The organism is Stutzerimonas nosocomialis (assembly GCF_005876855.1).
GTDB classification, from domain to species: Bacteria; Pseudomonadota; Gammaproteobacteria; order Pseudomonadales; family Pseudomonadaceae; genus Stutzerimonas; species Stutzerimonas nosocomialis.
Genome location: NZ_QLAE01000002.1, coordinates 112,412 through 134,823, shown reverse-complemented (window position 1 = coordinate 134,823; position 22,412 = coordinate 112,412). Strand labels below are relative to the sequence as shown.

Genomic DNA, 22,412 nt, shown 5'->3' with positions numbered 1-22,412 from the left:
GGCACCTGGTGTGGGTTCTTTTAGGGTGTTTGCGCGCCGGGCGACGAACGGTGGAGGCGCCCGGTTTCAGCTCCAGAACGGAGCGGCGCGCGATATAAGCCGTCTTTCCCGAACCTGGCAAGCGATATCTGTGACCCGGTTACAAAAAAAGGCCCGCACCGCTTGCGTCCTGTGCCTCTTCAGGCCTTCAACGCCGCCTCGATCGCCACGATGTCGATCCTTCCCATGGTCATCATGGCTTCGAACGCGCGTCTGGCCGCCGCCCGGTCAGGGTGGCTCAGCGCCGCGGTCAATGCCCGTGGCGTGATCTGCCACGACAGGCCCCACTTGTCCTTGCACCAGCCGCAGGCGCTTTCCTGGCCGCCGTTGTCGACGATCGCGTGCCACAAGCGATCCGTCTCGGCCTGGTCGTCCGTCGCGACCTGGAAGGAGAAGGCTTCGTTATGGGTGAAGACCGGGCCTCCGTTCAGCCCGAGGCAGGGGATGCCCAGCACGCTGAACTCGACGGTCAGGACATCGCCCTCCTGGCCCGCCGGATAATCGCCCGGCGCATGCTGGACCGCGCCTACCGCGCTGTCCTCGAAGGTGCGGGCATAGAAGGTCGCGGCCTCCAGCGCCGCGCCGTCGTACCAGAGGCAGATCCTGTTCCTGGGGGTCATCTCGCATCTCCCGACAGAGGGCTGACCCGAGCAGACTAGCCCGGAACCGGCGCTGGCGCCGCCCGCAGGTAACGGGAGGGCCGCTGGCGACGACGATCACACCCTTGCGGTCGGACCCACTGGCGGCCAGGCCTCCTAGCAATGGAGCGTGTTCATCAGCAGGTACGCCAGGCCCCCTTGCCGCCAGGCCCAGAGAATGGCGCCAAGCACGACCATGGCGACGGCCGCCAGCAGGACGTTGCGAAGCATTCGCCAGCTCATGCCAGCGCCCGCTGCAATCGTGCGACGGGGCGCTCATGTATGGGCCAATTGAGCGCGGCGGCTATGAAGCTGAGGCTGATCGCGATGTACCAGACCAGGTCATAGCTGCCGGTCCGATCGAACACGTAGCCCCCCAGCCAGCCTCCCAGGAACGAACCGATCTGGTGGAACAGGAAGACGATGCCGCCCAGCATGGAAAGGTTGCGCACCCCGAACATTGTCGCGACGGTGCCATTGGTCAGCGGCACGGTGGAGAGCCACAGCAGCCCCATGGCGATGCCGAAGGCGTAGGCGCTCCAAATGCTCAGGGGCGTGCTGATGAACAGGACGATGACCACCGCCCGCGCCAGGTAGAGAAGGCTCAACAGCCTGGGTTTGGAACGGGTAGCGCCCAGCCAGCCGGCGATGTAGGTTCCGAACACGTTGAACAGCCCGACCAGGGCCAGCACCGTGGTACCGACGATGACCGGCAGCCGCTGGTCGACCAGGTAAGCGGGCAGATGCACCCCGATGAAGACCACCTGGAACCCGCAGACGAAAAAGCCCAGTGACAGCAGCCAGAAGCCCGGCTGGCCACAGGCTTCCCGGAGCGCTTCCACGAGGCTCTGCTCCAGCCCCTGCGAGACGGGTGGCTTGTCCTTGATGACGAAGGCCAGGGGCACGATCAGCGCGGCCAGCATGCCCAGCGCGATGAGAGCGGCGGACCAGCCAAGCCACTGGATCAGGCCGAGCGATCCCGGAAGCATGGCGAACTGGCCGAGCGAGCCCGCAGCCGCCGCGAGCCCCATGGCCATGCTGCGCTTCTCGGCGGGCACCGCACGGCCGACGACGCCCAGGACCACCGAGAACGAGGTGCCGGACAGCCCGATGCCGATCAGCAAGCCGGCACTCACGGCAAGCGAGAGCGGCGAGTCCGACAGCCCCATCAGAATCAGGCCCGCGACGTACAGCAGGCCACCGGCGATCAGGGTCATGCGCGCGCCGAACCGATCGGCAACCGCCCCGGCGAAGGGCTGAGCGACGCCCCAGGCCAGGTTCTGCAATGCCAGGGCAAACGCGAACACCTCGCGTCCCCATCCGAACTGCAGGCTCATCGGAGAGAGAAACAGGCCGAAGCCGTGGCGGATGCCCAGTGACAGGAAGAGGATGAGCGAAGCACCCAGCATCAGCCAGACGCTGGTGCGCCAATGGGAACTCATGGCGTTTCCTTCTGGTTATCTTGCAAGCGGAGCATCGATTCTAGCCGGTACGCGGGAACGCGGCCGCCGCACCGCACGGCTGGATTCGCGCCATCGGGGTCATCGCGCCACGTACAGCCTAATGGGTCTATCCAGGCGATTGCAGTACCAGATTCGATGGATTGCGACCGGTACAGTCAGGCGCCAGCGGCCCCAACGTGCCGCTGCCTGGCGGCTTGCGGCCCGGCGCCGTCACCGGGCCGATGCCTCCAAACCCCGCCCCGCCAAGTGGCGCTTATCCGAAACGGCTGCTCACAGCCGATCCAGCGCCCCGACGAAGTCCGCCACGATGTCCTGCGCATCCTCGATGCCCACCGACACGCGGATCGTGCCGTCGTGGATGTCCAGGCTGCTGAGCGTCTCGGCCGAGAGCGCGCGGTGCGAGGTCTTGCCGGGGTGGGTGATGCTGCTGGCCACGCCGGCGAGCGACGGGGCGAAGGCGGTGCGTTGCAGGCCCTGGATCAGGGCGTCGACTTCGGCCAGCCCGCCCTTCAGGGTGAAGCCGAGCATGCCCGAGCAACCCTTGGGAAACAGCCGTTTGGCCCGCGCGTGGTCCGGGTGCGACGGCAGGCCGGGGTAGTGGACCTTGGCGACTTTCGGATGCGCCTCCAGCGCTTCGGCCAGTCGTTGCGCGTTGTCGGCGTGCGCGCGCATGCGCAGGGCGAGGGTCTTGGCGCCGCGGAAGGTCAGCCAGGCCTCGAACGGGCTGGCGCTGCCGCCGGCGTTGATCTGGAAGCGCCGCGCCTGGGCGACCCACTCGGCATCGCCGACGATCACCCCACCGGTCGCATCGCTGTGGCCGTTGAGGTATTTGGTGGTGCTGTGCAGCACCAGGTCGGCGCCGTCGGCGAGCGGCTGGTACAACGCCGGCGAGAGGAAGGTGTTGTCCACCACGAGCTTCAGGCCCCGGGCCTTGGCCTGTTGGGCCAGGGCGGGCACGTCGCTGATGCGCACCAGTGGGTTGGACGCGGTTTCGGTGTAGATCAGCCGGGTGTTCGGCGTGATGGCGGCCTCGACGGCGGCGAGGTCGTTGATGTCGACCAGCGTGGCGCCGATGCCGAAGCGCGCGAGCTCCTTCTCGATCAGGCTTTGCGTGGTGCCGTAGAGCTCGCGGCTGGCGATCAGGTGGTCGCCCGCGTTCAGGCGCCCGAGCAGCGCCGCGCTGATGGCGGCCATGCCGGAAGCGGAAAACAGCGCCGCCTCGCCCCCTTCCAGCTCGCACACCAGGGTTTCCAGCGCGGCGGTGTTCGGGTTGCCCAGGCGGGTGTACATGTAGTTGTCGGGGTTGCCGGCGAGAAAATCATCGACCTGTGCGAGGGACTCGTAGACGAACACCGAGGTTTCGTAGATCGGCAGGCTCTTGGCGCGGGTGACCATCTTGTGGTCGACGTCGTTGCCGCTGTGCACCGCGCGGGTGGAGAGTCCTGGCTGCTGCTTGCTCATATCGCTTCCTTCGCAAGGGTTGGGGGCACCCGGCAGATGCGAGAACGCCGGCCTCGTGCGGCCGGCGCCATGCGGGCCGAGCGCCCGGCTCGATCAGAACGCGGGCACGACCGCGCCAGCGTAACGCTTCTCGATGAAGGCTTTGACTTCCGGGCTGGTCAGCGCGGCGGAGAGCTTCCTGATCGCCTCGCTGTCACGGTTGTCCGGGCGGGCCACCAGGTAGTTCACGTAGGGCGAATCGCGGTCCTCTATCACCAGCGCGTCGGCGCCCGGATCGAGCTTGGCCTCCAGCGCGTAGTTGGTGTTGATCATCGCCAGATCGACCTGGTTCAGCACGCGCGGCAGCATGGCCGCCTCCAGTTCCCTGAACTTGAAGCCGCGCGGGTTATCGGCGATGTCGCGCGGCGTGGCCTGCGCGTTGCTCGGGTCCTTGAGGGTCAGCAGGCCGGCTTTCTGCAGGAGCAGCAGGGCCCGGCCGCTGTTGCTGCCTTCGCTGGGGATGGCGATGGTGGCGCCCCTGGGCAGCTCGTCCAGCGAGTCGAAGCGGCTGGAATAGCCGCCGAAGGGCTCGACGTGGACGCCGGTGACGGTCACCAGGTCCGTGCCGCGGCTGCTGTTGAAGGTGTCCAGGTAGGGCTTGGTCTGGAAGTAGTTGGCGTCCAGCCGCTTCTGGCTGACCTGCATGTTGGGCTGCACGTAATCGGTGAACACCTTGATGTCCAGGTCCACGCCCTGCTCGGCCAGCTGCGGCTTGATCAGCTCGAGAATCTCGGCGTGGGGCACCGGAGTCGCGGCGATGGTGAGCGTTTCGCCGGCTTGCGCGAGGCTGATGGAAAAGGCAGCGGCCAAAGCGGCCAGTAGCGAGGTCTTTTTCATGTCCATTGTTCTCGGTGAGGAAGCCCCGGCTGGATCGCAGCCGCGCGGCGGGAGGGAACGTTCGGCCGGCTTGGCCGCAACGAGACGACAGTACGGACTATAGTTATTCCAATAAAATATCGAATTGTTATTTTTATATTCTAAACATGAATAAAACTACGGTTCCGCCGCAGCGCTTTCGACCCGGACGGCCGAGGGCCGCGACGTCAGTGCCTCGGAAAACCGTGCTTACGTTTCCTTTACGTCGACTTCACACGATGCTGACCTTGTTAGGCGTAGAGTCTGGAGCCAGGCTGACGGATCGACCGGCCCCCTTGGATGAGGGCACCGGTGCCCCCACATTGCCGTCATGCAGCGCCTCGGTGTCGGCAGCCCTTCCTGCGCCCGCGGCACTTGCGTTGCGACCGGGGACACGTCAGTTTCGCCCAATCCTTTGAACAGCGTGGGGAGACCAACCGCCATGTTACTTCGTAAGCAATTGCTGGCCGTCACGGCAGGTGTCGTGATGCTCGGCCAGGCCCTCGTGGCCTATGCCGACCTGCCGGACTTCACACCGCTGGTCGAAAGTGCGTCGCCAGCGGTGGTCAACATCAGCACCAAGCAGAAGATGCCCGCACGCGGTCCCGCGGCGCAGCTGCCCGATCTGGAAGGGTTGCCGCCGGGTTTCCGCGAGTTCTTCGAACGCAGCATCCCCAACCGTCCGGAACGCCAGCGCGAGGCCCAGTCGCTGGGCTCGGGCTTCATCATTTCCCAGGACGGCTACGTGCTGACCAACAACCACGTGGTCGCCGATGCCTCCGAAATCATGGTGCGCCTGCCCGATCGCAGCGAGCTGACCGCCAAGCTGGTCGGCGCCGACCCGCGCAGCGACGTGGCCTTGCTGAAGATCGAGGGCAACAACCTGCCGACGGTCAAGCTCGGCAAGTCCGACCAGCTCAAGGCCGGTGAATGGGTGGTGGCGATCGGTTCGCCGTTCGGCTTCGACCACACTGTCACCGCCGGCATCGTCAGCGCCACCGGGCGCACCCTGCCAAGCGAAAGCTACGTGCCCTTCATCCAGACGGACGTGGCGATCAACCCGGGCAACTCCGGCGGCCCGCTGTTCAACCTGAACGGCGAAGTGGTGGGCATCAACTCCCAGATCTTCACCCGTTCCGGTGGCTTCATGGGCCTGTCGTTCGCCATTCCGATCGACGTCGCGATGGACGTGGCCGACCAGCTGCGCACCACGGGCAAGGTCAGCCGCGGCTGGCTCGGCGTGGTGATCCAGGAAGTGAACAAGGACCTGGCCGACTCCTTCGGCCTGGATCGCCCGGCCGGTGCGCTGGTCGCGCAGTTGCTCGAGGACAGCCCGGCGGCCAAGGGCGGCCTGCAGGTCGGCGACGTGATCCTGAGCATGGACGGCAAGTCGATCGAGATGTCCAGCGACCTGCCGCACCTGGTCGGCGCGCTCAAGCCCGGCAGCGTGGCGCGGTTCGCCGTGGTCCGCGACGGCAAGCGCCAGACGCTGAACATCACCATCGGCGCCCTGCCCGATGACGACGAAGTGGTCGCCGGCGGCGGTGCGCCGGGTGGCGCCCAGCAGAGCAGCAACCGCCTCGGGGTCACCGTGGCCGAGCTGAGCCCGGAGCAGAAGAAGACCTTCGACCTGCGCGGCGGCGTGGTGGTGCGCGAAGTGAGCAACGGTCCGGCCGTGGAAATCGGCCTGCGTCCGGGCGACGTGATCACCCACCTGAACAACCAGGCGATCGACTCGGCGAAGACCTTCCGCGCCATCGTCGACAAGCTGCCGTCCAAGCAGTCGGTGTCGATGCGGGTGCTGCGCCAGGGCCGCGCCAGCTTCATCACCTTCCGCCTGCCGGACTGACCGGCAGCCTTCACGGCACGAAAAAGGCCCGCCTCGCGCGGGCCTTTCCTTTTTCGGCCGGCGCCTAGAACAGCCCCAGCTGGGTGTCGATCAGGCTGGCGAAGTCATCGCCCACGAACGGCAGGATCGCATCGGCGACCGGTTGCAGCTGGCGGCTGATGTAATGGTCGTAGTCGATGGCGGCGCGGCGGTTCTCCAGCGGCTCGGGGCCCGCGGTGGTGATCACGTAGCTGATCCAGCCACCGCTCTGGTACTGGCGCGGCCGGCCCTTGCGCTCGTTGTAGTCGTCGGCCAGGCGCGCCGCGCGCACGTGGGGCGGCACGTTGCGCTGGTAGTCGTCGAGCCGGCGGCGCAGCCGCTTGCGGTAGATCAACAGCTCGTCCAGCTCGCCGGCCAGGGTCTGGCGCACGTAGTCGCGCACGTAGTCCTGGTACGGCTCGCCGTCGAAGATGCGCCGGTACAGTGTCTGCTGGAACCGCTGGGCCAGAGGCGACCAGTCGGTGCGCACGGTTTCCAGCCCCTTGAACACCATCGACTCGCTGCCGTCGGCGCGCCTGACCAGCCCGGCGTAGCGCTTCTTGCTGCCTTCCTCGGCGCCACGGATGGTCGGCATCAGAAAACGCCGGAAATGGGTTTCGAACTGCAGCTCCAGCGCACTCTGCACGCCGAACTCCCGCGCCAGATGCTCGCGCCACCAGGCGTTGATCTCGGCCACCAGCGTCTGGCCGATGCGCGCGGCATCGGCCTCCTCGTGGGGGCGGCCGAGCCAGACGAAGGTCGAATCGGTGTCGCCGTAGATCACCGCGTGGCCACGGGCCTCGATCAGCTCGCGGGTGCGACGCATGATCTCGTGGCCGCGCAGGGTGATGGACGAGGCCAGGCGCGGGTCGAAGAAGCGGCAGCCGCTGGAGCCGAGCACGCCGTAGAAGGCGTTCATGATGATCTTCAGCGCCTGGGACAGCGGCTTGTTGCCCTCGCGCTTGGCCGCCTCGCGGCCCTCCCACACCCGCTCGACGATGGCCGGCAGGCAGTGCCGGGTGCGCGAGAAGCGTGCGCCGCGAAAGCCGGGCACCGAGGCCTCGTCGCCAGGCTCGCGCAGGCCTTCGACCAGCCCCACCGGATCGATCAGGAAGGTGCGGATGATCGACGGATAGAGGCTCTTGTAGTCGAGCACCAGCACCGAGTCGTAGAGGCCCGGGCGCGAATCCATGACGAAACCGCCGGGGCTCGCCTCGGGCCTGCGCTCGCCGAGGTTCGGCGCGACGAAGCCCTGGCGGTGCATCGCCGGCAGGTAGAGGTGCTCGAACGCCGCCACCGAGCCGCCGCTGCGGTCGGCCGCCAGCCCGGTCACGCTGGCGCGTTCGAGCAGGAAGCTCAGGAGCTCGGTCTTCTCGAAGATGCGCGTCACCAGCTCGCAGTCCTTGAGGTTGTAGCGCGCCAGGGCGGGCTTGTCCTCGGCGAACATGCGGTTGATCTCGTCCATGCGCTGGTAGGGATTGTCGATCGCCTTGCCTTCGCCGAGCAGCGTCCGCGCGACGTTCTCCAGGCTGAACGAGGGGAAGCTCCAGGTGGCCGAGCGCAGCGCCTCGATGCCGTCGATGATCAGGCGCCCCGCCGCCGCGGCGAAGAAGTGGTTGCTGCGCGCGCCGTGCTCGCGCCATTCCATGGCCTGCCCATCACGCCCCAGGCGCAGGGGAATCTTCAACCGCTGGGCATGCTCATGTAGCACCCGCAGGTCGAACTGCACCAGGTTCCAGCCGATGATCGCGTCGGGGTCGTGGGTGGCCAGCCAGGCGTTGAGCCGTTCGAGCAACTCGCCGCGGCTGTCGCAGTACTCGAGGTCGAAGTCGACCTGCCCGGCGTCCCCGTTGGGCGGGCCGAGCATGTACACCTGCCGCTGGCCGCAGCCCTCAAGCGCGATGGAATAGAGCTGGCCACGGGCGGTGGTCTCGATGTCCAGCGAGACCAGCTTCAGGCGCGGCCGATAGGACGGCATGGGCCTGAGCTGGGCGACCTGCAGCGCGCCGTCGCCCTCGGCCTGCCCGTCGAACCCCACGGGCGCGGTGATGAAGCGCTCCATGAGATAGCGCTCCGGCGGGCGGACATCGGCCTCGTAGACGTCGACGCCCGCGGCGCGCAGGCGCTTTTCCAGCTGCAGCAGCTGGCGGTACTGGCGGCAGTACAGCCCGAACACCGGCCGCTGGCGGAAATCGCGCAGCTCCAGCGGGCGCAGCTCGACACCCCGCTCGCCGCGCAGCACGGCCTCGGCGGCCTGGCGCTGTGCGACCGGAACGAAGGCGGTGGACACCTGATCCGGCACCCGGACACGACGCGGCCCGTCATCGGTCGCCAGCCAGAACTCGACTTCGGTGCCTGTCGGCGTGTCGCGCCAATGGCGGGTGAGGACGAAGCCCTGCTGTTGGTTCACGCCGTTTTCCTGGGAGCGATGGAAGCCGCCGATTGTAGCGAGCCTGGCCCGCCCTCACCCGGATACGACGATGACCGGATCGATCGCGTCGATATTCACTAGTGATCCTCTGCGTTTCTCATGCGCGCGCTCGGCCGCCACCATGGGCACCGAAGTCACCGACAACCTTGAGGAACCCATCATGAGCAAGCACATCATCGCGTCCCTGTTCGTCGCCGCTTTCGCCGGTAACGCCCTTGCCGCCACGGTAGACACCAACCTCGCCTCCACCCAGGCGACCCGCGTCGAAGCAAGCCGTGCCGAGCCGGCTCAGCAAAACATCGAACTGGCCGATGCGCGCACGACCGACACCGCAGTCGAAGCGAAGGCAGAACGCAGCGCCTCGCGCGCCGAGTTCCGCAAGGACCGCCAAGGCCTGCCGCGCTGGTGGAACTGAACCCGCGCGTCACCCATCAAGGGCGCCGGTGGCGCCCTTTTTTCATGCCCGGTTTCCACCAGAGCCCGGAATCCCGGCCGCAGGCCTGCCGAGGCGTCGACCAGCTGAGCGCTCCACTGAGGGTCTCTACTGCTCGAGCACGGCGGCGCAGGCCGGGGGCAGGCGTCGTACCGGGCTGGCTTCGACCAAGGGGCGCGGGGTCGGCAGGATGGTGGCGCAGCCGTCGCCTGCCGGCGGCTCGGGTTGGTCGACGCATTCCTTCTGGTCCGCCGGGCAGCGCAGGCGCACGTGCAGGTGTTCGTCGTGCCAGGGCCAGGGGCGGATGCGTCGCAGCCAGGAGCGGTCGTCCCACTCGCGGTCGCAGAGGTCGCGCTTGACCGCGCCGTCGACGAAGATCCTCGCCACGCGCGGGTCGTCCGCGGCCAGGCGGATCAGCTCGGCATGTCGATCGGTCCAGCGCGCATCCAGCCGGGCGGTCTTCGGGTCGACCAGGATCGGCTGTTCGAGCCCTTCGCGCTCGCTGCGGTCGAGTACCGGCAGGTCCAGGCGAAACCAGATGTCCACGTCCAGCCCGCTCTGGTGGCTGACGTGCCCGTAGCTCATCGGCCCGCCGCGCGGCTGGGACATGTCGCCCACCAGCATCGGGCCGAATCCGGCCTCGGCGACGCGGCGACCCAGGGTCTGGATGTAGTCCAGCAGCTCGGGATGGCCATAGTGGCGGCGGCGCTCCAGGTCGACGGCCTGGTAGCCGACGCCCTCGGCCGGCAACTGCTGCGCGCCGATCAGGCAGGCGGCCCCGTGGTGGCCGATGATGCGCGGCGGGCCGGCCAGCGGACCGGGGACTTCGGACCAGTCCCGGGCGAGCGCGTCGGACGCCGGCAGCAGGCAGGCCGCGGCGATCGCCAGCGCTGCCGGGGCGACACGCCCGCTGCGCCAGGGGTTGGAGAGACGGCGAAGGGACGCGGCGGCCCCGGTGATGGTTGCCTTCATCAGCGCTCCTGTTCGGCGAGCCATTCGAGCCCCGGGCGGTAGAGCATGTCGTGTTCGCCGTCGAACAGGATCAGCTCGGCGAGCCCGGATTTGAGGTGCAGCAGCACGGGCGCGCCGGCCTCGTCGAAGCGCGCATGGTCCTCCTGCGCATGGATCGAGCGCCCTTCGAGCGCCTCGGGTACCTTGCGGTCTGCCATCAGCTGGTCGATCTGCTCCTGGGGGATGCGGTCCGACTCGTCGGCCAGGTCGTTGAAGGCGTGCAGCGCCTGGTCCGGCGGCACCGTCTGGTCGCCGATGCCGTGCGCGATGCGTATCCGCACCTTGCCGGCCGCGTCGTCGATGTGCGCCTTCGCGCTGCGCTTGACGCATTCCTCGTGCGCGTCGGTGCCCGAGGTCGGCTCGCCGCCGCAGGCCTGGGCGATTTCCCCGGCATATTTCTCGCCACGCTCGTCATTCCAGCGATACCAGCTGACCAAGTCGTACACCGGGACCCACAGCGAGACGCCGGCGAACAGGTCGGGGTTGCGGCTGGCCAGGTGCATCGCGTTGAGCGCGCCGCCCGAATAGCCGAGCAGGTAGATGCGCGAGCGATCGACGCGGGCGTTGTCCAGCGCGTAGTCGAGCGCATCCTGCATGTCGGCGATCGCCAGGTCCGAGGCGGTGGATTCCGGGCGGCCGTCGTTCTGCCCGCGGAAATCGGGGTGCATGAAGACCCAGTCGTTGGCCACCGCGAACTGGCCAAGCGGAATGTCGATGTTCTGCAGGTAATCGGTGCTCCAGCTGTGCAGCACCAGCAGCAGCGGCTTGTCCTGCTCGGAGCCGGAGTCGTAGTAGAGCGCCGGTTGCGCGGCATCGTCGGCCGAGGAGGCGATCTCGATGCGCTCGATCTCCGGTGCCTGTTCGCGCCAGGCCTCGCGGTCGGCGTCGGCCAGCTCGCCCGGGAAGCGGGTCACGCTCAGGTGCTCGCTGGGGTGTTGCAGGCCCGCGGCGTCGGGGCTGTCCGGGGTCGCGGGCTGTTCGGTGCCCGCCGCCGGCTGCTCCGGGGCGTCCGGCTCGCCGTCGCCGCAACCGCCGAGCAGCGCCAGGCCCAGCGCCAGCAGCACCGGCGCGCCCCAGCGGCGCAGTCCCGTCGCGTATTCGGTATCGGGAGACGCACCCCTCACGGTGGAAAGAGAACGGATCATCGGCAGGGCTCCTGGCTGTCTCGTTCGCACGGCAAGGGCGTCCGGGCGAATCGGTCCTTTTTGCGACCCTGCTCGCCTGGCCGCCGTTCACCCCGGGGGCCGCCATCGCCGTCCGGACAGGTAACAAAATCGTGCAGACCCCGGGGCAGACGATCATCGACCGCCCCGGGGGCTCGGCGTCAACGCGCCGGCCGAACCGCGTCGCGCACGTAGCGCCCTTCGCCGAGATACCGCAGCCAGGTGCCGACCACGGGTTGCTGGCCGACGCCGGGCAGCTCCCAGTCACAGACGCCGTTGGGGAAGATGCGGGTCAGGCGGGCGTATTCGTCGGGATCGAAGCTCACCTGGTAGTCGCGCTCGTCCACCGGGCGCAGCTGGCACTTGATCACGTCCGAGGCCAGCGGCCCGCCGGCGACCATTCGCGGCGAGGGGAATGCCGGGTACAGGTCGTTGCAGGCCGAGCTGCCACGGCCGCCGAAGGTCTGCGGCTCGGCGATGAAGCTCGGCTGCTCGTCGCGCGTCCAGCAACCGTCCTGCAGGTCGGCCGGCTTGTTGCGCACCACCTTCTCGGCCCGCGTCGCGCTGCCCGGGTCGGCCGAGATGGCGGCCAGCCAGCGGTCCATCGCTTCGAGCGCGCGGTCCTGGATGTAGCCGGTACGGGCGGCGCCGGTTTCGCCCTCGGGATAGCCCGCCCCGCCGCTCCACATCACGTGGTTGTCGATGTGGCCGTTGGCCTCGAGCAGCCGTTCGCGGGTGGAGAAGTGGTGAAACTTCAGGTGGATGTCGCCGCCCGGCTCCAGATCCGTGTACATCAGGTCGTAATCGAGGATCGGCATTTCCGACAGCCCCGCCCCGCCGTAGAGCAGGCGTCCGGTCTGATAGGCCGCCCGGGTGGCCTGGCGGTCGGCGACCATCCGTTGCCCGGTGAAGTTGGCGTCGATGTCCAGCCCGCCGATGTGCTCGTTCAGATCGAGGAACTGCGCCTTGCTGATCTGCCCGGCGTTAAGCGCCTGCAATCCATACTGGATACCGACGTTGTCCAGCGGACGGCGGGCGAAGCCGGTGCGCGGGTCGCGGCCGTAGCTGTTCACCGCATGATCGTAGACCGTCGCGCGGGCGCCGTCGGGGTTGTTCAGCGGGTGGTAGCGCTCTGCGGCCGGCACCGAGGCATCGAACTCGGCCGAGGCACGGCCGTCGTCGCGCCCGGGCACTGGGTCGATGCGCGCGGCGCCGTTGTCCAGGTTGCCGATGGTGTTGAACCGGGCAAAGCCCGAGACCGCCCGCAGCTGCTCCGGCGCCCAGGGTATCTCGGTGGTCCTGGCGTAGTGCAGCAGCAGGCGCGAGTCGGCCAGGGTGTGGACGGTACCGAAGCCGACCTCGGGGAAGCTGCACATCGGGATGATGCCGTCGAGCAGGCCCGGGTAGTTGTCGCCGATCTGGTGCTGCTGGTAGGAGCCGCCCGAGCAGCCCCAGCCGATGGTGTAGCGCGGCGGCCCGTAGGCCTCGATGAAGCGTTCCTTGACCATCATCATGGTCTCGGCGGCGAGCAGGTCGTCGCACTGGTTGCCGAACACGTTCAGCGATGCCGAGGCGGTGGCGAAGCCGCGCGAGAGGTGACGGTCGTCGAGCACGCCACCGGTGCTGTTGCCCTGGCGGTACCAGCCCGAGCGGCAGCCGCCGCCGAAGGTGTAGACCAGCCGGCCGTTCCAGGCGCCGTCGCGCAGGTCGATGCCCGGCCCGGGCCGAGCGGGGTCATCGAGCACGGCGGTCTGGTAGATCGCGCGGTTGAGGGTGCCGGTCTCCAGCCGCACCACGTAGGGCACGGTGTTGCCGTCGAGGGTCGTCGTGGTGGCGAGATCGCCCGGCGGCACGGCCGGGTCGTAGCGGGCGAACCGCCCCTGGGTGTTGCGATAGACGTAGTCCACCCGTCGCGCCACGGTGCAGTGCTCGTCCAGGGCCGGGCCCAGGGTGCCACCGCCCGGATAGACCTCGAACTCCTCCGTCTCGCACACGAACGGCTGCTGCTTGGGTCCGGCAAACACCGGGCCCGACAGCGGATGGCTGGTCAGCATCAGGCCTTTGGCCGCCGCGCCGGGCGCGATAGCCATGAGCAGGTTGCCGCCCGGACGCAGGCCCTCGACCAGGCCGGTCAGCACCCGCCCATCGGCCGATGGGTCGAAGGCGGCCGTCACGTCCGCACCGTTGAGCAGCACGCGCAGGCCTTCGCCCGAGGCGGAAGACGGCAGGGTGATGCGGATCAGGGCATCGTCGCCGGTGAGCGTGTCCGCACGGCTGGACAGGCTCTCGACCTGGATACGCGACGCGGGCGCGTTCTGGGCGTGGACCGTGGCGGTGAAGCAGAGGGCCAGGGCAAGGGGCGTCAGCCCGTAGCGCAACGCGCGCAGGGAACCCGTTGTTATTGTCATGGGTGTTCCTCGGTCTTGTTGTCGGAGGTCGCCTCCTGCGCGGGGTCGTGCTGCCTGCAAGGTTCAGCGTAGAAGTCGGCCTCGGGTTCGCAACGGCCAGGCGGCGTCAGCCGTCGGCTCGGCGCAGAGGCGGGGCGCGCGGCGTCATCCATCCGTTCCGAGGCGCGGTGGTCTATAACGACCAGAAGCCGTCACCGAATCCGGCACCCGGGCAAGCGCGCCCATCGATCAGCGAGGAAGACATGAATACCGAAGACACTGGAAAACTGGTTCTGCGCGTGGCGCTCGGCCTGCTCATCCTGCTGCACGGCATCTTCAAGCTGCAGCACGGCGTCGGCGCGATTGCCGGCATGCTCACCGGCCATGGCCTGCCGGGAGTGTTCGCCTATGGGGTCTATGTCGGCGAGGTAGTGGCGCCGGCCTTGATGATCGCCGGCTTCTACACCCGCATCGCCGCGCTGGTGGTGGCGATCAACATGATCGTGGCGCTGGCCCTGGCGCATGCGAATGAACTCTTCGCGCTGAATGCGATGGGCGGCTCCGCCATCGAGTTGCAGGCGATGTTCCTGTTCGCCGCGGTGGCCGTCGCCCTGCTCGGTGCCGGCCGTTTCAGCGTCGGCGGTCTGCACGGCCGCTTCAACTGAGCGGCCGCGCCGGGCGCTAGTCGAGCCGCTCGAGGGCCACGGCGGTGGCCTCGCCGCCGCCGATGCACACCGAGGCCACGCCACGCGTAAGGCCGTGATGGCGCAGCGCGTGCAGCAGGGTCACCAGCACCCGCGCGCCCGAGGCGCCGATCGGGTGGCCCAGGGCGCAGGCCCCGCCATGCAGGTTCAGCCGCTCGTGGGGGATGTCCAGCTCACGCATGGCCGCCATCGGCACCACCGCGAAGGCCTCGTTGATCTCGAACAGATCGACCTCGGGCAGCGCCCAGCCGGTACGCTCGAGCAGGCGGTTGATCGCACCCACCGGCGCGGTGGTGAAGAGGTTCGGCGCCTGGGCCACCGAGGCGTGGCCGACGATGCGCGCGAGCGGCGTGAGCCCCAGGGCCTCGGCCCGGGACAGGCGCATCAGCACCAGCGCCGCCGCGCCATCGGAAATGGAACTGGCGTTGGCGGCCGTCACGGTGCCGCCCTCGCGAAAGGCCGGCTTGAGGGTGGGAATCTTGTCCGGGCGTGCCCTGGGCGGTTGCTCGTCCTCGCTCACGGTGACCTGCTCGCGGCCGGCCGTGGTTTCCACCGCGACGAGCTCGTCGGCGAACAGTCCTTCGCGCATCGCCCGCTGCGCGCGCTCCAGGGAGGCGATGGCGTAGCCGTCCTGCTGTTCGCGGGTGAAGGTATAGGCCGATGCGCATTCTTCGGCGAAGGTGCCCATCAGCCGGCCCTTGTCGTAGGCATCCTCCAGGCCGTCGAGAAACATGTGGTCCAGCACCCGCCCATGCCCCATGCGGTAGCCGGTGCGCGCCCGCTCCAGCAGGTAGGGCGCGTTGGACATGCTCTCCATGCCGCCGGCGACCACCGCCTCGGCGCTGCCGGCCAGCAGGGCGTCGTAACCCGACATCACCGCCTTCATGCCCGAGCCGCACATCTTGTTCAGTGTCGAGCAGGGCACCCCCTGCGGCAGGCCCGCGCCCAGGGCCGCCTGACGCGCCGGGGCCTGGCCCTGGCCGGCCTGCAGCACGCAGCCCATGACCACCTCGTCGATGCGCTCGACCGCCACGCCGGCGCGCTGCACCGCCGCGCGAATGGCGGTGGCGCCGAGTTCGGCGGCCGTCGCCCCCTTGAGCGCGCCGAGAAAACCGCCCATGGGCGTGCGCACGGCGCTGACGATGACGACCGGATCGTTGTTCGTGTTCATCTTGCCCCCCTCACTTGGCCGCCATGCGCAGGGCGCCATCCAGGCGGATGACCTCCCCGTTGAGCATGGCGTTCTCGACGATGTGCCGCACCAGCGCGGCGAATTCCTCGGGCCGGCCCAGGCGTGGCGGGAACGGCACGTTGGCGGCCAGCGAGTCCTGAACCTCCTGGGGCATGCCGGCCATCATCGGCGTCTGGAAGATGCCCGGGGCGATGCACATCACCCGGATGCCCGAACGGGCCAGCTCGCGTGCCGCCGGCAGGGTCATACCGGCGACGCCGCTCTTGGACGCGGCATAGGCGGCCTGGCCGATCTGGCCGTCGAAGGCGGCGACCGAGGCGGTGTTGACGATGACCCCGCGCTCGCCGTCCGCCCCGGGTTGCCCCTTCGCCATCGCCTCGCTGGCCAGGCGCAGCATGTTGAAGGTGCCGATCAGGTTGACCTCGATGACCTGGCGAAAGCGCTCCAGGCCATGCACGCCATTGCGGCCGAGGATCTTCTCGGCCGGCGCGATACCGGCGCAGTTGACCAGCCCGTGCAGGGCGCCGAAGGCGTCCAGCGCCGCCGCCACCGCCTGCGCCGCGTCGGCCTCCCGGGTGATGTCGGCCCTGACGAAGCGCGCGGATTGCCCGAGCGTCTCGGCGGCCGCCTGCCCGCGGGCCTCGTCGATGTCGACCAGCACCACGCGTCCGCCCTGGCCCGCCAGCTCGGTCGCCGTGGCGAGGCCGAGCCCGGAGCCCGCGCCGGTGATGAGAAATGTCCTGCCGTCGATCTGCATGCTCGCCTCCCGCGCGATGAACCGGATGTCCGGTATGGCCCGGATATTCGCCCCGCCCCGCCGGCCTGCCAATGGCCGAACGTCTCGACCGGGGTGAGAGGTTTTGACAGTCGCCGACGAGGCGCGATCAGTCCGCCTCGGGTTCGCCCAGCAGCGCCCGGTAGCGCCCCGGTGTCGAGCCGGTCCACTTCTTGAAGGCCTTGTGGAAGGCGCTCGCGTCGGCGAAGCCCAGATCCTGCGACAGCTGCGCCAGGTTGCCCTCGCCCCGGGCGAGGTGTTCGAGGGCCAGGTCCCGGCGCAACTGGTCCTTGAGCCGCTGGTAGGACTGCCCCTCGGCGGCGAGCTTGCGCTGCAGGGTGGAGGGCGCCACGTGGAACTGCGCGGCCAGGGCCTCGATGTCCGGCCAGTTGCCGGCATCACACCGGCGCAGGTGCTGCCGGACCCGCGCGCCGAGGCCCTGCGGATCGCGGTAGCGGACCAGGATGTTGCCCGGCGCGCGGGCGAGGAAAGGCTCCAGCTCGGCCGCGCTGCGTCGCACCGGCTGCCCGAGGCAGTCGGCGTTGAGCAGCAGGCGGCTTTCGGTACGACCAAAGCGCAGATTGTCGGTGAACTTGACGCGATAATCGTCCAGACGGCGCGGCGCTTCGCCTTCGAGGTCGATACCGAGGATCGGCAGGTGACGCCCCGCCAGCCAGCAGGCCAGGCCGTGGATGATCATCCACAGGGTGAAACAGGTGAAGGCGCGCGGGAGGTGGCCGGCGCGGTGGTCGAGGACGATCTCGGCCAGGCCGTTGCCGCGTTCGAGCCGCGGTGCCAGGTCGTCCAGCGACAGGCGAAGAAAGGCGAGCATGGTCTCCAGCGCCTCGCCGAGGCTGGCCGCGCCCTGGGCGACGCGGGCCATGAAGGCGAAGCTGCCGGCCTTCAGGCCACGGCTGTCCATGGCGAAGAATTCATCGTCGAGCAGCCGGGCGCTGAGCCGCCACAGCCGCGCGTAGGCCTGGGCGGTCACCCTCCCCTCGCCTTCGGACGACGGCCGCTCGATTCCGGCCGCGCGCAGCAGGGCCGCGCCGTCGTGGCCGCGCCGTTCGATGTCCAGCAGCGCCTCGGCCACCAGCTGGGCCGAGATGGTGCCCTTGTGCAGCCGCTCGCCGGTCCGGGCGAGGGGGCGTTCGAGAGTTTCAGCACGACCAGCCAACCGGGCCTCCACAGGCAGTTGCCGGAGCGAAAGGCCTATCTAATCACGCCCGGCGGCTCAGGAGGTGGCGCGCAGCGCCTGGCGGGCATCCTCTTCCTGCTGCAGGACGCGCCACATCAGCTTGCCGGTGGAGGAACGCGGCAGCGACTGGCGGAATTCCACCACCGCCGGCACCTTGTAGGCGGCCATTTCCTCCCGGCACCAGTCGATGATGTCCTGCTCGCCGACCTGGCCGACCCGTTCCGGGCGCAGCACCACGCAGGCCTTGACCGTCTCGCCGCGGCGCGGATCGGGGGTGGCGATGATGCAGCACTCCTGGATCGCCGGATGACGGTACATCAGGCTCTCCACCTCCGAGGGCCAGACCTTGAACCCCGAGGCGTTGATCATCCGTTTGACCCGGTCGACCATGAAGAAGTAGCCCTCTTCGTCGTAGTAGCCCAGGTCGCCGGTGCGAAAGAAGCGCTTGCCGTCCAGCTCGATGAAGGCCTGCGCCGTCTCTTCGGGGCGGTTCCAGTAGCCTTCGAACAGCTGCGGCCCGTGGCTGACGATCTCGCCGACCTCGTTGGGGCCGAGCTCCTGGAGGCTGGCGACGTCGATGATCCGGCTGTCCACGTCGAACACCGGGATGCCCAGACACTGGGGCTTGGGCCGCTCGGCCGGGTTGATGTGGGTCGCGGCGATGGTTTCCGACAGCCCATAGCCCTCGATGTAGTGCAGCCCGGTCAGGCGCTGCAGCTTCTCTTCCACCGCGCTCGGCATCGCCGCGCCGCCGCCGCCGATGCTTTTCAGACTCGACAGGTCGTAGCGCTCGATATCCGGATCGGAGAGGAAGTCGATGGCCATGGTGGCGATGTTGATCCAGGCGTTGATGGCGTAGCGCTCGATCAGCTGCGCGGCGACCTGGCGGTTCCAGCGGGTCATGACCACGCTGGTGCCGCCCAGGTAGATCGGCCCGTTCATCGCGCCCTGCATGCCGGTGACGTGAAAGAACGGCAGCGTGGCGAGGATCACCGTTTCCGAGGTGCTGCCGTTCCACACCAGCCGGTGCACCGTCGTGGCCATCGCCGAGCGGTGGGTGTGCACGCACCCCTTGGGCGCGCCGGTGGTGCCGGAGCTGTAGGGGAACACGCAGTGGTCGTCCGGCCCGGCCAGGTGCGCCGAGGGCCGATGCCCGGCCGCGAGCGCGTCCTGCCAGGCGATGGCCCCCTCGAAGGCGGCAAGCGGCGACTCGTCGGTGAGTTCGGGCGGCAGCGCCAGGTCGGTGGGCTGGCGCAGGTACTCGCGGTAGGCGGTGACGATCACGTGGCGCAGCTGCGCCTGGCCCACCAGCGGCGCGATGAAGCCGGTCAGCTCCTGGCCGCAGAGGCAGACGGCTGCACCGGTATCGGCCAGGTAGTGTTCCAGCTCCGCGCTGTGGTTCATCGGGTTGACCGGCACCACCACCGCGTCGGCCCGGAGGATCGCGTAGTAGGAGATGGTGAACTGCGGCGCGTTCTGCATGTAGAGCAGCACCCGGTCGCCACGCCCGACGCCCAGGTGCTGCAGGTAACCGGCCAGCGCCTCGACCTCGCGCAGCAGCTCGGCGTAGCGGATGCGGGTGTCGTAGTAGACGATCGCGGTCTTGTCCGGAAAACGCCGGGCGGCGATTTCCAGGTTGGTGAACAGGCTGGTCTGCGGGACCGACAGGGTCTTGGGCAACTGGCGCGGCCAGACGCCGTAATGGCGTTCGAACTTCATCGTGACGTCTCCCGTTCAAGGTCGGCCAGGCGCTGTTCCTGGCCCCATTCGAGCCAGCCACGCGTATCGCGTAGCGGCGTGATGGCGACGCAGCGGTCGCGCAATGCGGTGACATCCGCATCAGGCGCGACGATCTGCGTCGACGAGCGTTCGAAGCCCAGCCACCAGTAAGGCAGCCCGCGGGCATCCCGGCCGGCCAGCAGGCGCGGCGCGCGGATCGAACCCCGCGCCTGGCGCGCCATGCGCAGCTGGCCGATCTCGGCGGCCGGACAGGCCGGGAAATTCAGGTTCCAGCAGCAGCCATCGGCTTCGCGGCGCGCCCAGAGCGCGCGGATCAGGCTGCCCGCATAGCGTTGCACCGGCGACCAGTCGATGGCGGCGCGATCGAGGAAGGCCTGGCTCAGGCCGATCGCCGGCAGCCCCAGCAGATCGGCGCTGAGCACCGCCCCGATGGTCCCCGAATACGGCACCGAGTCGGCGATGTTGGCGCCGCTGTTGATGCCCGAGAGCACCAGGTCCGGCGGGCTGTCGCGCAGGAACTCGGCCATGGCGAACATGACGCAGTCCGACGGGGTGCCGGACACCGCGTAGCGCCGCTCGCCGTGGGCGAACACCCGCAACGGCGCATGCAGCGAGATGCCCTGGCCGGTGCCGCTCTGGTCGTGTTCGGGCGCGACCACCCAGACCTCTTCGGCCAGTTCGGCGGCGAGCCGTTCGAGCAGCGCGAGGCCCGGCGCGGCGATGCCGTCGTCGTTGGTCAGCAGCACGCGACGCAGCAGGGGATAGCTCATGGCGAAAGGACTCCGTTGCCACGTTGGGCGATGGCCCAGCCCGTTTCGGCGAGGATGCCGGCACGTTTGCCGACCTCCAGCGCATCGGCGTTGCTGGCGTTGCCCTGCAGCGCGCGGGCGTAGACGCCCTGGACGATGGCCGCGAGGCGGAACAGGGAAAAGGCGAGGAACACGTGCCAGTCGTCGATGCCGTCACGCCCGCTCTGCTGGCAGTAGCGCGCCAGCAGGTCGGCTTCGCTCGGCACGCCCAGCGCGGCGAGATCGAGGCCGACCAGGCCGCGCATGCCTTCGTGTTCGCAGTGCAGGTGATAGGGCAGGCAGTAGTAGGCAAGGTCCGACAGCGGATGCCCGAGCGTGGACAGCTCCCAGTCGAGGATCGCCGTCACCCGCGGCGCGTCGCCCGCCACCATCAGGTTGCCCAGCCGGTAGTCGCCGTGGGCGATGGCGGTTTCGTCGTGCGCTGGCGACCGGTCCTGCAGCCAGGCCATGAGCTTGTCCATGGCCGGCATGTCGCCGGTGCGCGAGGCCTCGTACTGGCCGCTCCAGCGCTTGACCTGGCGCGCCATGTAGCCCTGGGGCTTGCCGTAGTCGGCCAGACCGATCGCCTCGACGTCGACCCGGTGCAGCGCGGCCAGGGTATCGATGGCAGCGAAGTGGATCGCCCGCCGCTCGCCCTGCCCGGCATCGCGCAGGGCGGGATGGGGCAACACCCGTCCGTCGACGAAATCCATCACGTAGAAGGGCGTGCCGATGATGCGCTCGTCCTCGCAGAGCACGTGGGCCGCCGGCACCGGCACCGCGCCCTGCTCGCCCAGGGCGCGGATCACCCGGTACTCGCGCTCGACCAGGTGCGCCGACGGCAGGATCCTGCCCGGCGGCTTCTTGCGCAGCACATAGCGCCGGCCGGAGGTTTCCAGCAGAAAGGTCGGGTTCGACTGGCCGCCCTGGAACTGGCGGATCACCAGCGCCTCGCCCATCTCCGGCAGCCGTCCGCGCAGGTAGGACGCCAGCGCCGCTTCGTCGAAGCGATGGGCCGGGAGGACATCGATCAGTTCCGGTCCGTTCATGGCAGGCCCTCAGCAGGCCGTCTCGCCGCCATCGGCGACGATCACCTGGCCGGTGATGTAGGCGCTGGCAGGGGCGGCGAGGAAGACCGCCAGCCCGGCGATGTCGATCGGCTCGCCGATCCGGCGCAGCGGCGTCTTCTCGGCGGCGCGGCGCAGCCGTTCGGGATCGTCCAGCAGCGCCCTGGCGAAATCGGTACGCACCAGGCCCGGCGCGATGGCGTTGACGCGGATGCCGTCCGGGCCCCATTCGGCGGCCAGGTTGCGCGCCAGCGCCGCCTCGGCCGCCTTCGACACGCCATAGGTGCCGATGGTGGTGTTGCCGCGCAGCCCGGCGATGCTCGACAGCAGGATGACCGAACCCCCGCCCCGCTCGGCCATGCCCGGCAACACCCTGTTGCAAAGCCAGAAGGTGCCCTTGACGTTGGTCTCCATGATCTTGTCCCAGGCCTCGTCGGTCATCTCCCGGGTCGGCCCGTAGACCGGGTTGGTGGCCGCATTGCAGACCAGCACGTCGATCCGACCCCAGTGCGCGAGGGTGGTGTCGACCAGCCGCTGCAGATCCTCCTTGCGCCCGACGTGGCAGGGCACCGCGAGGGCCTCGAAGCCGGCCGCGACGAGCTCGCCGGCCACCTGCTCGCAGGCGTCGGCCTTGCGGCTGGAGATCACCACGCGGGCGCCGCAGCGGGCCATCTGCTCGGCGATGGCGCGGCCGATGCCCTTGGTGGAACCGGTAATGAGCGCGACCTTGCCGCTCAGGTCGAACAGGGGATTGGTCATCGAGACACCTCTCATGACGCGGCCTGGCTCAGGCCGAGGACTTCAGTGCGTTGCGCGCAGATCGACGCTCACGCAGCGCTTTTATTGTTGTTTTCGCTCATCCGGCACGCTGCCGCCGGAGTGATTCATCCCACCGAGCAGGCTGCTCTGTGGTCAAGCGTTCGCGGTCGAGGCCGCTCCCACGAACGCGTTCCCACGGACGCGCGGCCCGCTGTGGGAACGGTCTTGGCCGCGAGCTTTACGTCAGCGGCCAGCGGTCTCGCCAAGGCCCGCCAGCTTCCCGTCGGGCACCCTCGAAACAGCCCTTTTTTTGACGCTGTCACGGCTCGCCCGGGGCCGTCAATTCGGAAACGGCTCCCATCAAGCCGGTTGATATCGCATCACAGCGAAACGCTTTTCGCC

General features: G+C 68.9%; 18 protein-coding genes. 3 read left to right on the top strand and 15 right to left on the bottom strand.

From position 1 onward, the window contains the following. Nucleotides 1-179 precede the first annotated feature (179 nt). The 4 genes from DN824_RS01740 to DN824_RS01725 all read right to left on the bottom strand — a co-directional run bounded on the left by DN824_RS01740 (nucleotide 180) and on the right by DN824_RS01725 (nucleotide 4,477). Complete coding sequence (locus DN824_RS01740) at nucleotides 180-659, bottom strand: VOC family protein (RefSeq protein ID WP_138406670.1); 480 nt, start codon at nucleotides 657-659, stop codon at nucleotides 180-182. A gap of 257 nt (nucleotides 660-916) precedes the next feature. Next, a complete protein-coding gene (locus tag DN824_RS01735) occupies nucleotides 917-2,119 on the bottom strand; it encodes an MFS transporter (RefSeq protein ID WP_138406669.1) in 1,203 nt (400 codons plus the stop codon). Between the two features lie 291 nt (nucleotides 2,120-2,410). Further along, nucleotides 2,411-3,601, bottom strand: coding sequence for a trans-sulfuration enzyme family protein (locus DN824_RS01730; protein WP_138406668.1), 1,191 nt, complete (start codon nucleotides 3,599-3,601; stop codon nucleotides 2,411-2,413). A 93-nt stretch (nucleotides 3,602-3,694) separates the two neighbouring features. Beyond that, nucleotides 3,695-4,477 (bottom strand): MetQ/NlpA family ABC transporter substrate-binding protein, encoded by a 783-nt coding sequence (locus DN824_RS01725; RefSeq protein ID WP_138406667.1) that lies wholly within the window; start codon nucleotides 4,475-4,477, stop codon nucleotides 3,695-3,697. 460 nt (nucleotides 4,478-4,937) lie between these two features. On the opposite strand from DN824_RS01725, the gene DN824_RS01720 reads away from it, so the two are divergent. Continuing rightward, nucleotides 4,938-6,344 carry a DegQ family serine endoprotease gene (locus tag DN824_RS01720; RefSeq protein WP_138406666.1) on the top strand — a complete coding sequence of 469 codons (1,407 nt, stop codon included), beginning with the start codon at nucleotides 4,938-4,940 and terminating at the stop codon, nucleotides 6,342-6,344. Nucleotides 6,345-6,408: 64 nt separating this feature from the next. On the opposite strand, the gene DN824_RS01715 is transcribed toward DN824_RS01720, so the two are convergent. Then, nucleotides 6,409-8,772, bottom strand: a complete 2,364-nt coding sequence (locus DN824_RS01715) for a DNA polymerase II (protein ID WP_138406665.1) — start codon at nucleotides 8,770-8,772, stop codon at nucleotides 6,409-6,411. Nucleotides 8,773-8,842: 70 nt separating this feature from the next. Between DN824_RS01715 and DN824_RS01710 the strand changes: the two genes are divergently transcribed. Next, nucleotides 8,843-9,208, top strand: a complete 366-nt coding sequence (locus tag DN824_RS01710; RefSeq protein WP_138406664.1) for a hypothetical protein — start codon at nucleotides 8,843-8,845, stop codon at nucleotides 9,206-9,208. Between the two features lie 126 nt (nucleotides 9,209-9,334). On the opposite strand, the gene mepA is transcribed toward DN824_RS01710, so the two are convergent. The 3 genes from mepA to DN824_RS01695 all read right to left on the bottom strand — a co-directional run bounded on the left by mepA (nucleotide 9,335) and on the right by DN824_RS01695 (nucleotide 13,808). Then, nucleotides 9,335-10,198 carry a penicillin-insensitive murein endopeptidase gene (gene mepA, locus DN824_RS01705; protein WP_138406663.1) on the bottom strand — a complete coding sequence of 288 codons (864 nt, stop codon included), beginning with the start codon at nucleotides 10,196-10,198 and terminating at the stop codon, nucleotides 9,335-9,337. Continuing rightward, nucleotides 10,198-11,382, bottom strand: coding sequence for an alpha/beta hydrolase family protein (locus DN824_RS01700; protein ID WP_138406662.1), 1,185 nt, complete (start codon nucleotides 11,380-11,382; stop codon nucleotides 10,198-10,200). The genes mepA and DN824_RS01700 overlap by 1 nt, the downstream gene beginning before the upstream one ends. A gap of 179 nt (nucleotides 11,383-11,561) precedes the next feature. Continuing rightward, on the bottom strand, nucleotides 11,562-13,808 hold the full coding sequence (locus tag DN824_RS01695) for a DUF6351 family protein (RefSeq protein ID WP_206666154.1): 2,247 nt from the start codon (nucleotides 13,806-13,808) through the stop codon (nucleotides 11,562-11,564). 242 nt (nucleotides 13,809-14,050) lie between these two features. On the opposite strand from DN824_RS01695, the gene DN824_RS01690 reads away from it, so the two are divergent. Next, the gene (locus DN824_RS01690; protein WP_138406661.1) at nucleotides 14,051-14,452 is read left to right on the top strand and encodes a DoxX family protein; all 402 of its coding nucleotides are present in this window, start codon (nucleotides 14,051-14,053) and stop codon (nucleotides 14,450-14,452) included. A 16-nt stretch (nucleotides 14,453-14,468) separates the two neighbouring features. On the opposite strand, the gene DN824_RS01685 is transcribed toward DN824_RS01690, so the two are convergent. The 7 genes from DN824_RS01685 to DN824_RS01655 form a co-directional block, all read right to left on the bottom strand. After that, entirely contained in the window at nucleotides 14,469-15,662 is a 1,194-nt protein-coding gene (locus DN824_RS01685; protein WP_138406660.1) for an acetyl-CoA C-acyltransferase, read from the bottom strand. Between the two features lie 10 nt (nucleotides 15,663-15,672). Continuing rightward, nucleotides 15,673-16,440, bottom strand: coding sequence for a 3-hydroxyacyl-CoA dehydrogenase (locus tag DN824_RS01680; protein ID WP_138406659.1), 768 nt, complete (start codon nucleotides 16,438-16,440; stop codon nucleotides 15,673-15,675). Between the two features lie 127 nt (nucleotides 16,441-16,567). Next, nucleotides 16,568-17,635 carry an AraC family transcriptional regulator gene (locus tag DN824_RS01675; RefSeq protein ID WP_241666480.1) on the bottom strand — a complete coding sequence of 356 codons (1,068 nt, stop codon included), beginning with the start codon at nucleotides 17,633-17,635 and terminating at the stop codon, nucleotides 16,568-16,570. A gap of 57 nt (nucleotides 17,636-17,692) precedes the next feature. Beyond that, nucleotides 17,693-19,375 (bottom strand): long-chain fatty acid--CoA ligase, encoded by a 1,683-nt coding sequence (locus DN824_RS01670; RefSeq protein ID WP_138406658.1) that lies wholly within the window; start codon nucleotides 19,373-19,375, stop codon nucleotides 17,693-17,695. Then, nucleotides 19,372-20,166, bottom strand: coding sequence for a 5'/3'-nucleotidase SurE (gene surE / locus DN824_RS01665; RefSeq protein WP_138406657.1), 795 nt, complete (start codon nucleotides 20,164-20,166; stop codon nucleotides 19,372-19,374). Before surE ends, DN824_RS01670 begins: the two co-directional genes overlap by 4 nt. Next, nucleotides 20,163-21,233 carry a phosphotransferase gene (locus tag DN824_RS01660; protein WP_138406656.1) on the bottom strand — a complete coding sequence of 357 codons (1,071 nt, stop codon included), beginning with the start codon at nucleotides 21,231-21,233 and terminating at the stop codon, nucleotides 20,163-20,165. The genes surE and DN824_RS01660 overlap by 4 nt, the downstream gene beginning before the upstream one ends. A 9-nt stretch (nucleotides 21,234-21,242) precedes the next feature. Next, a complete protein-coding gene (locus tag DN824_RS01655; protein WP_138406655.1) occupies nucleotides 21,243-22,010 on the bottom strand; it encodes an SDR family NAD(P)-dependent oxidoreductase in 768 nt (255 codons plus the stop codon). Nucleotides 22,011-22,412: the final 402 nt, after the last annotated feature.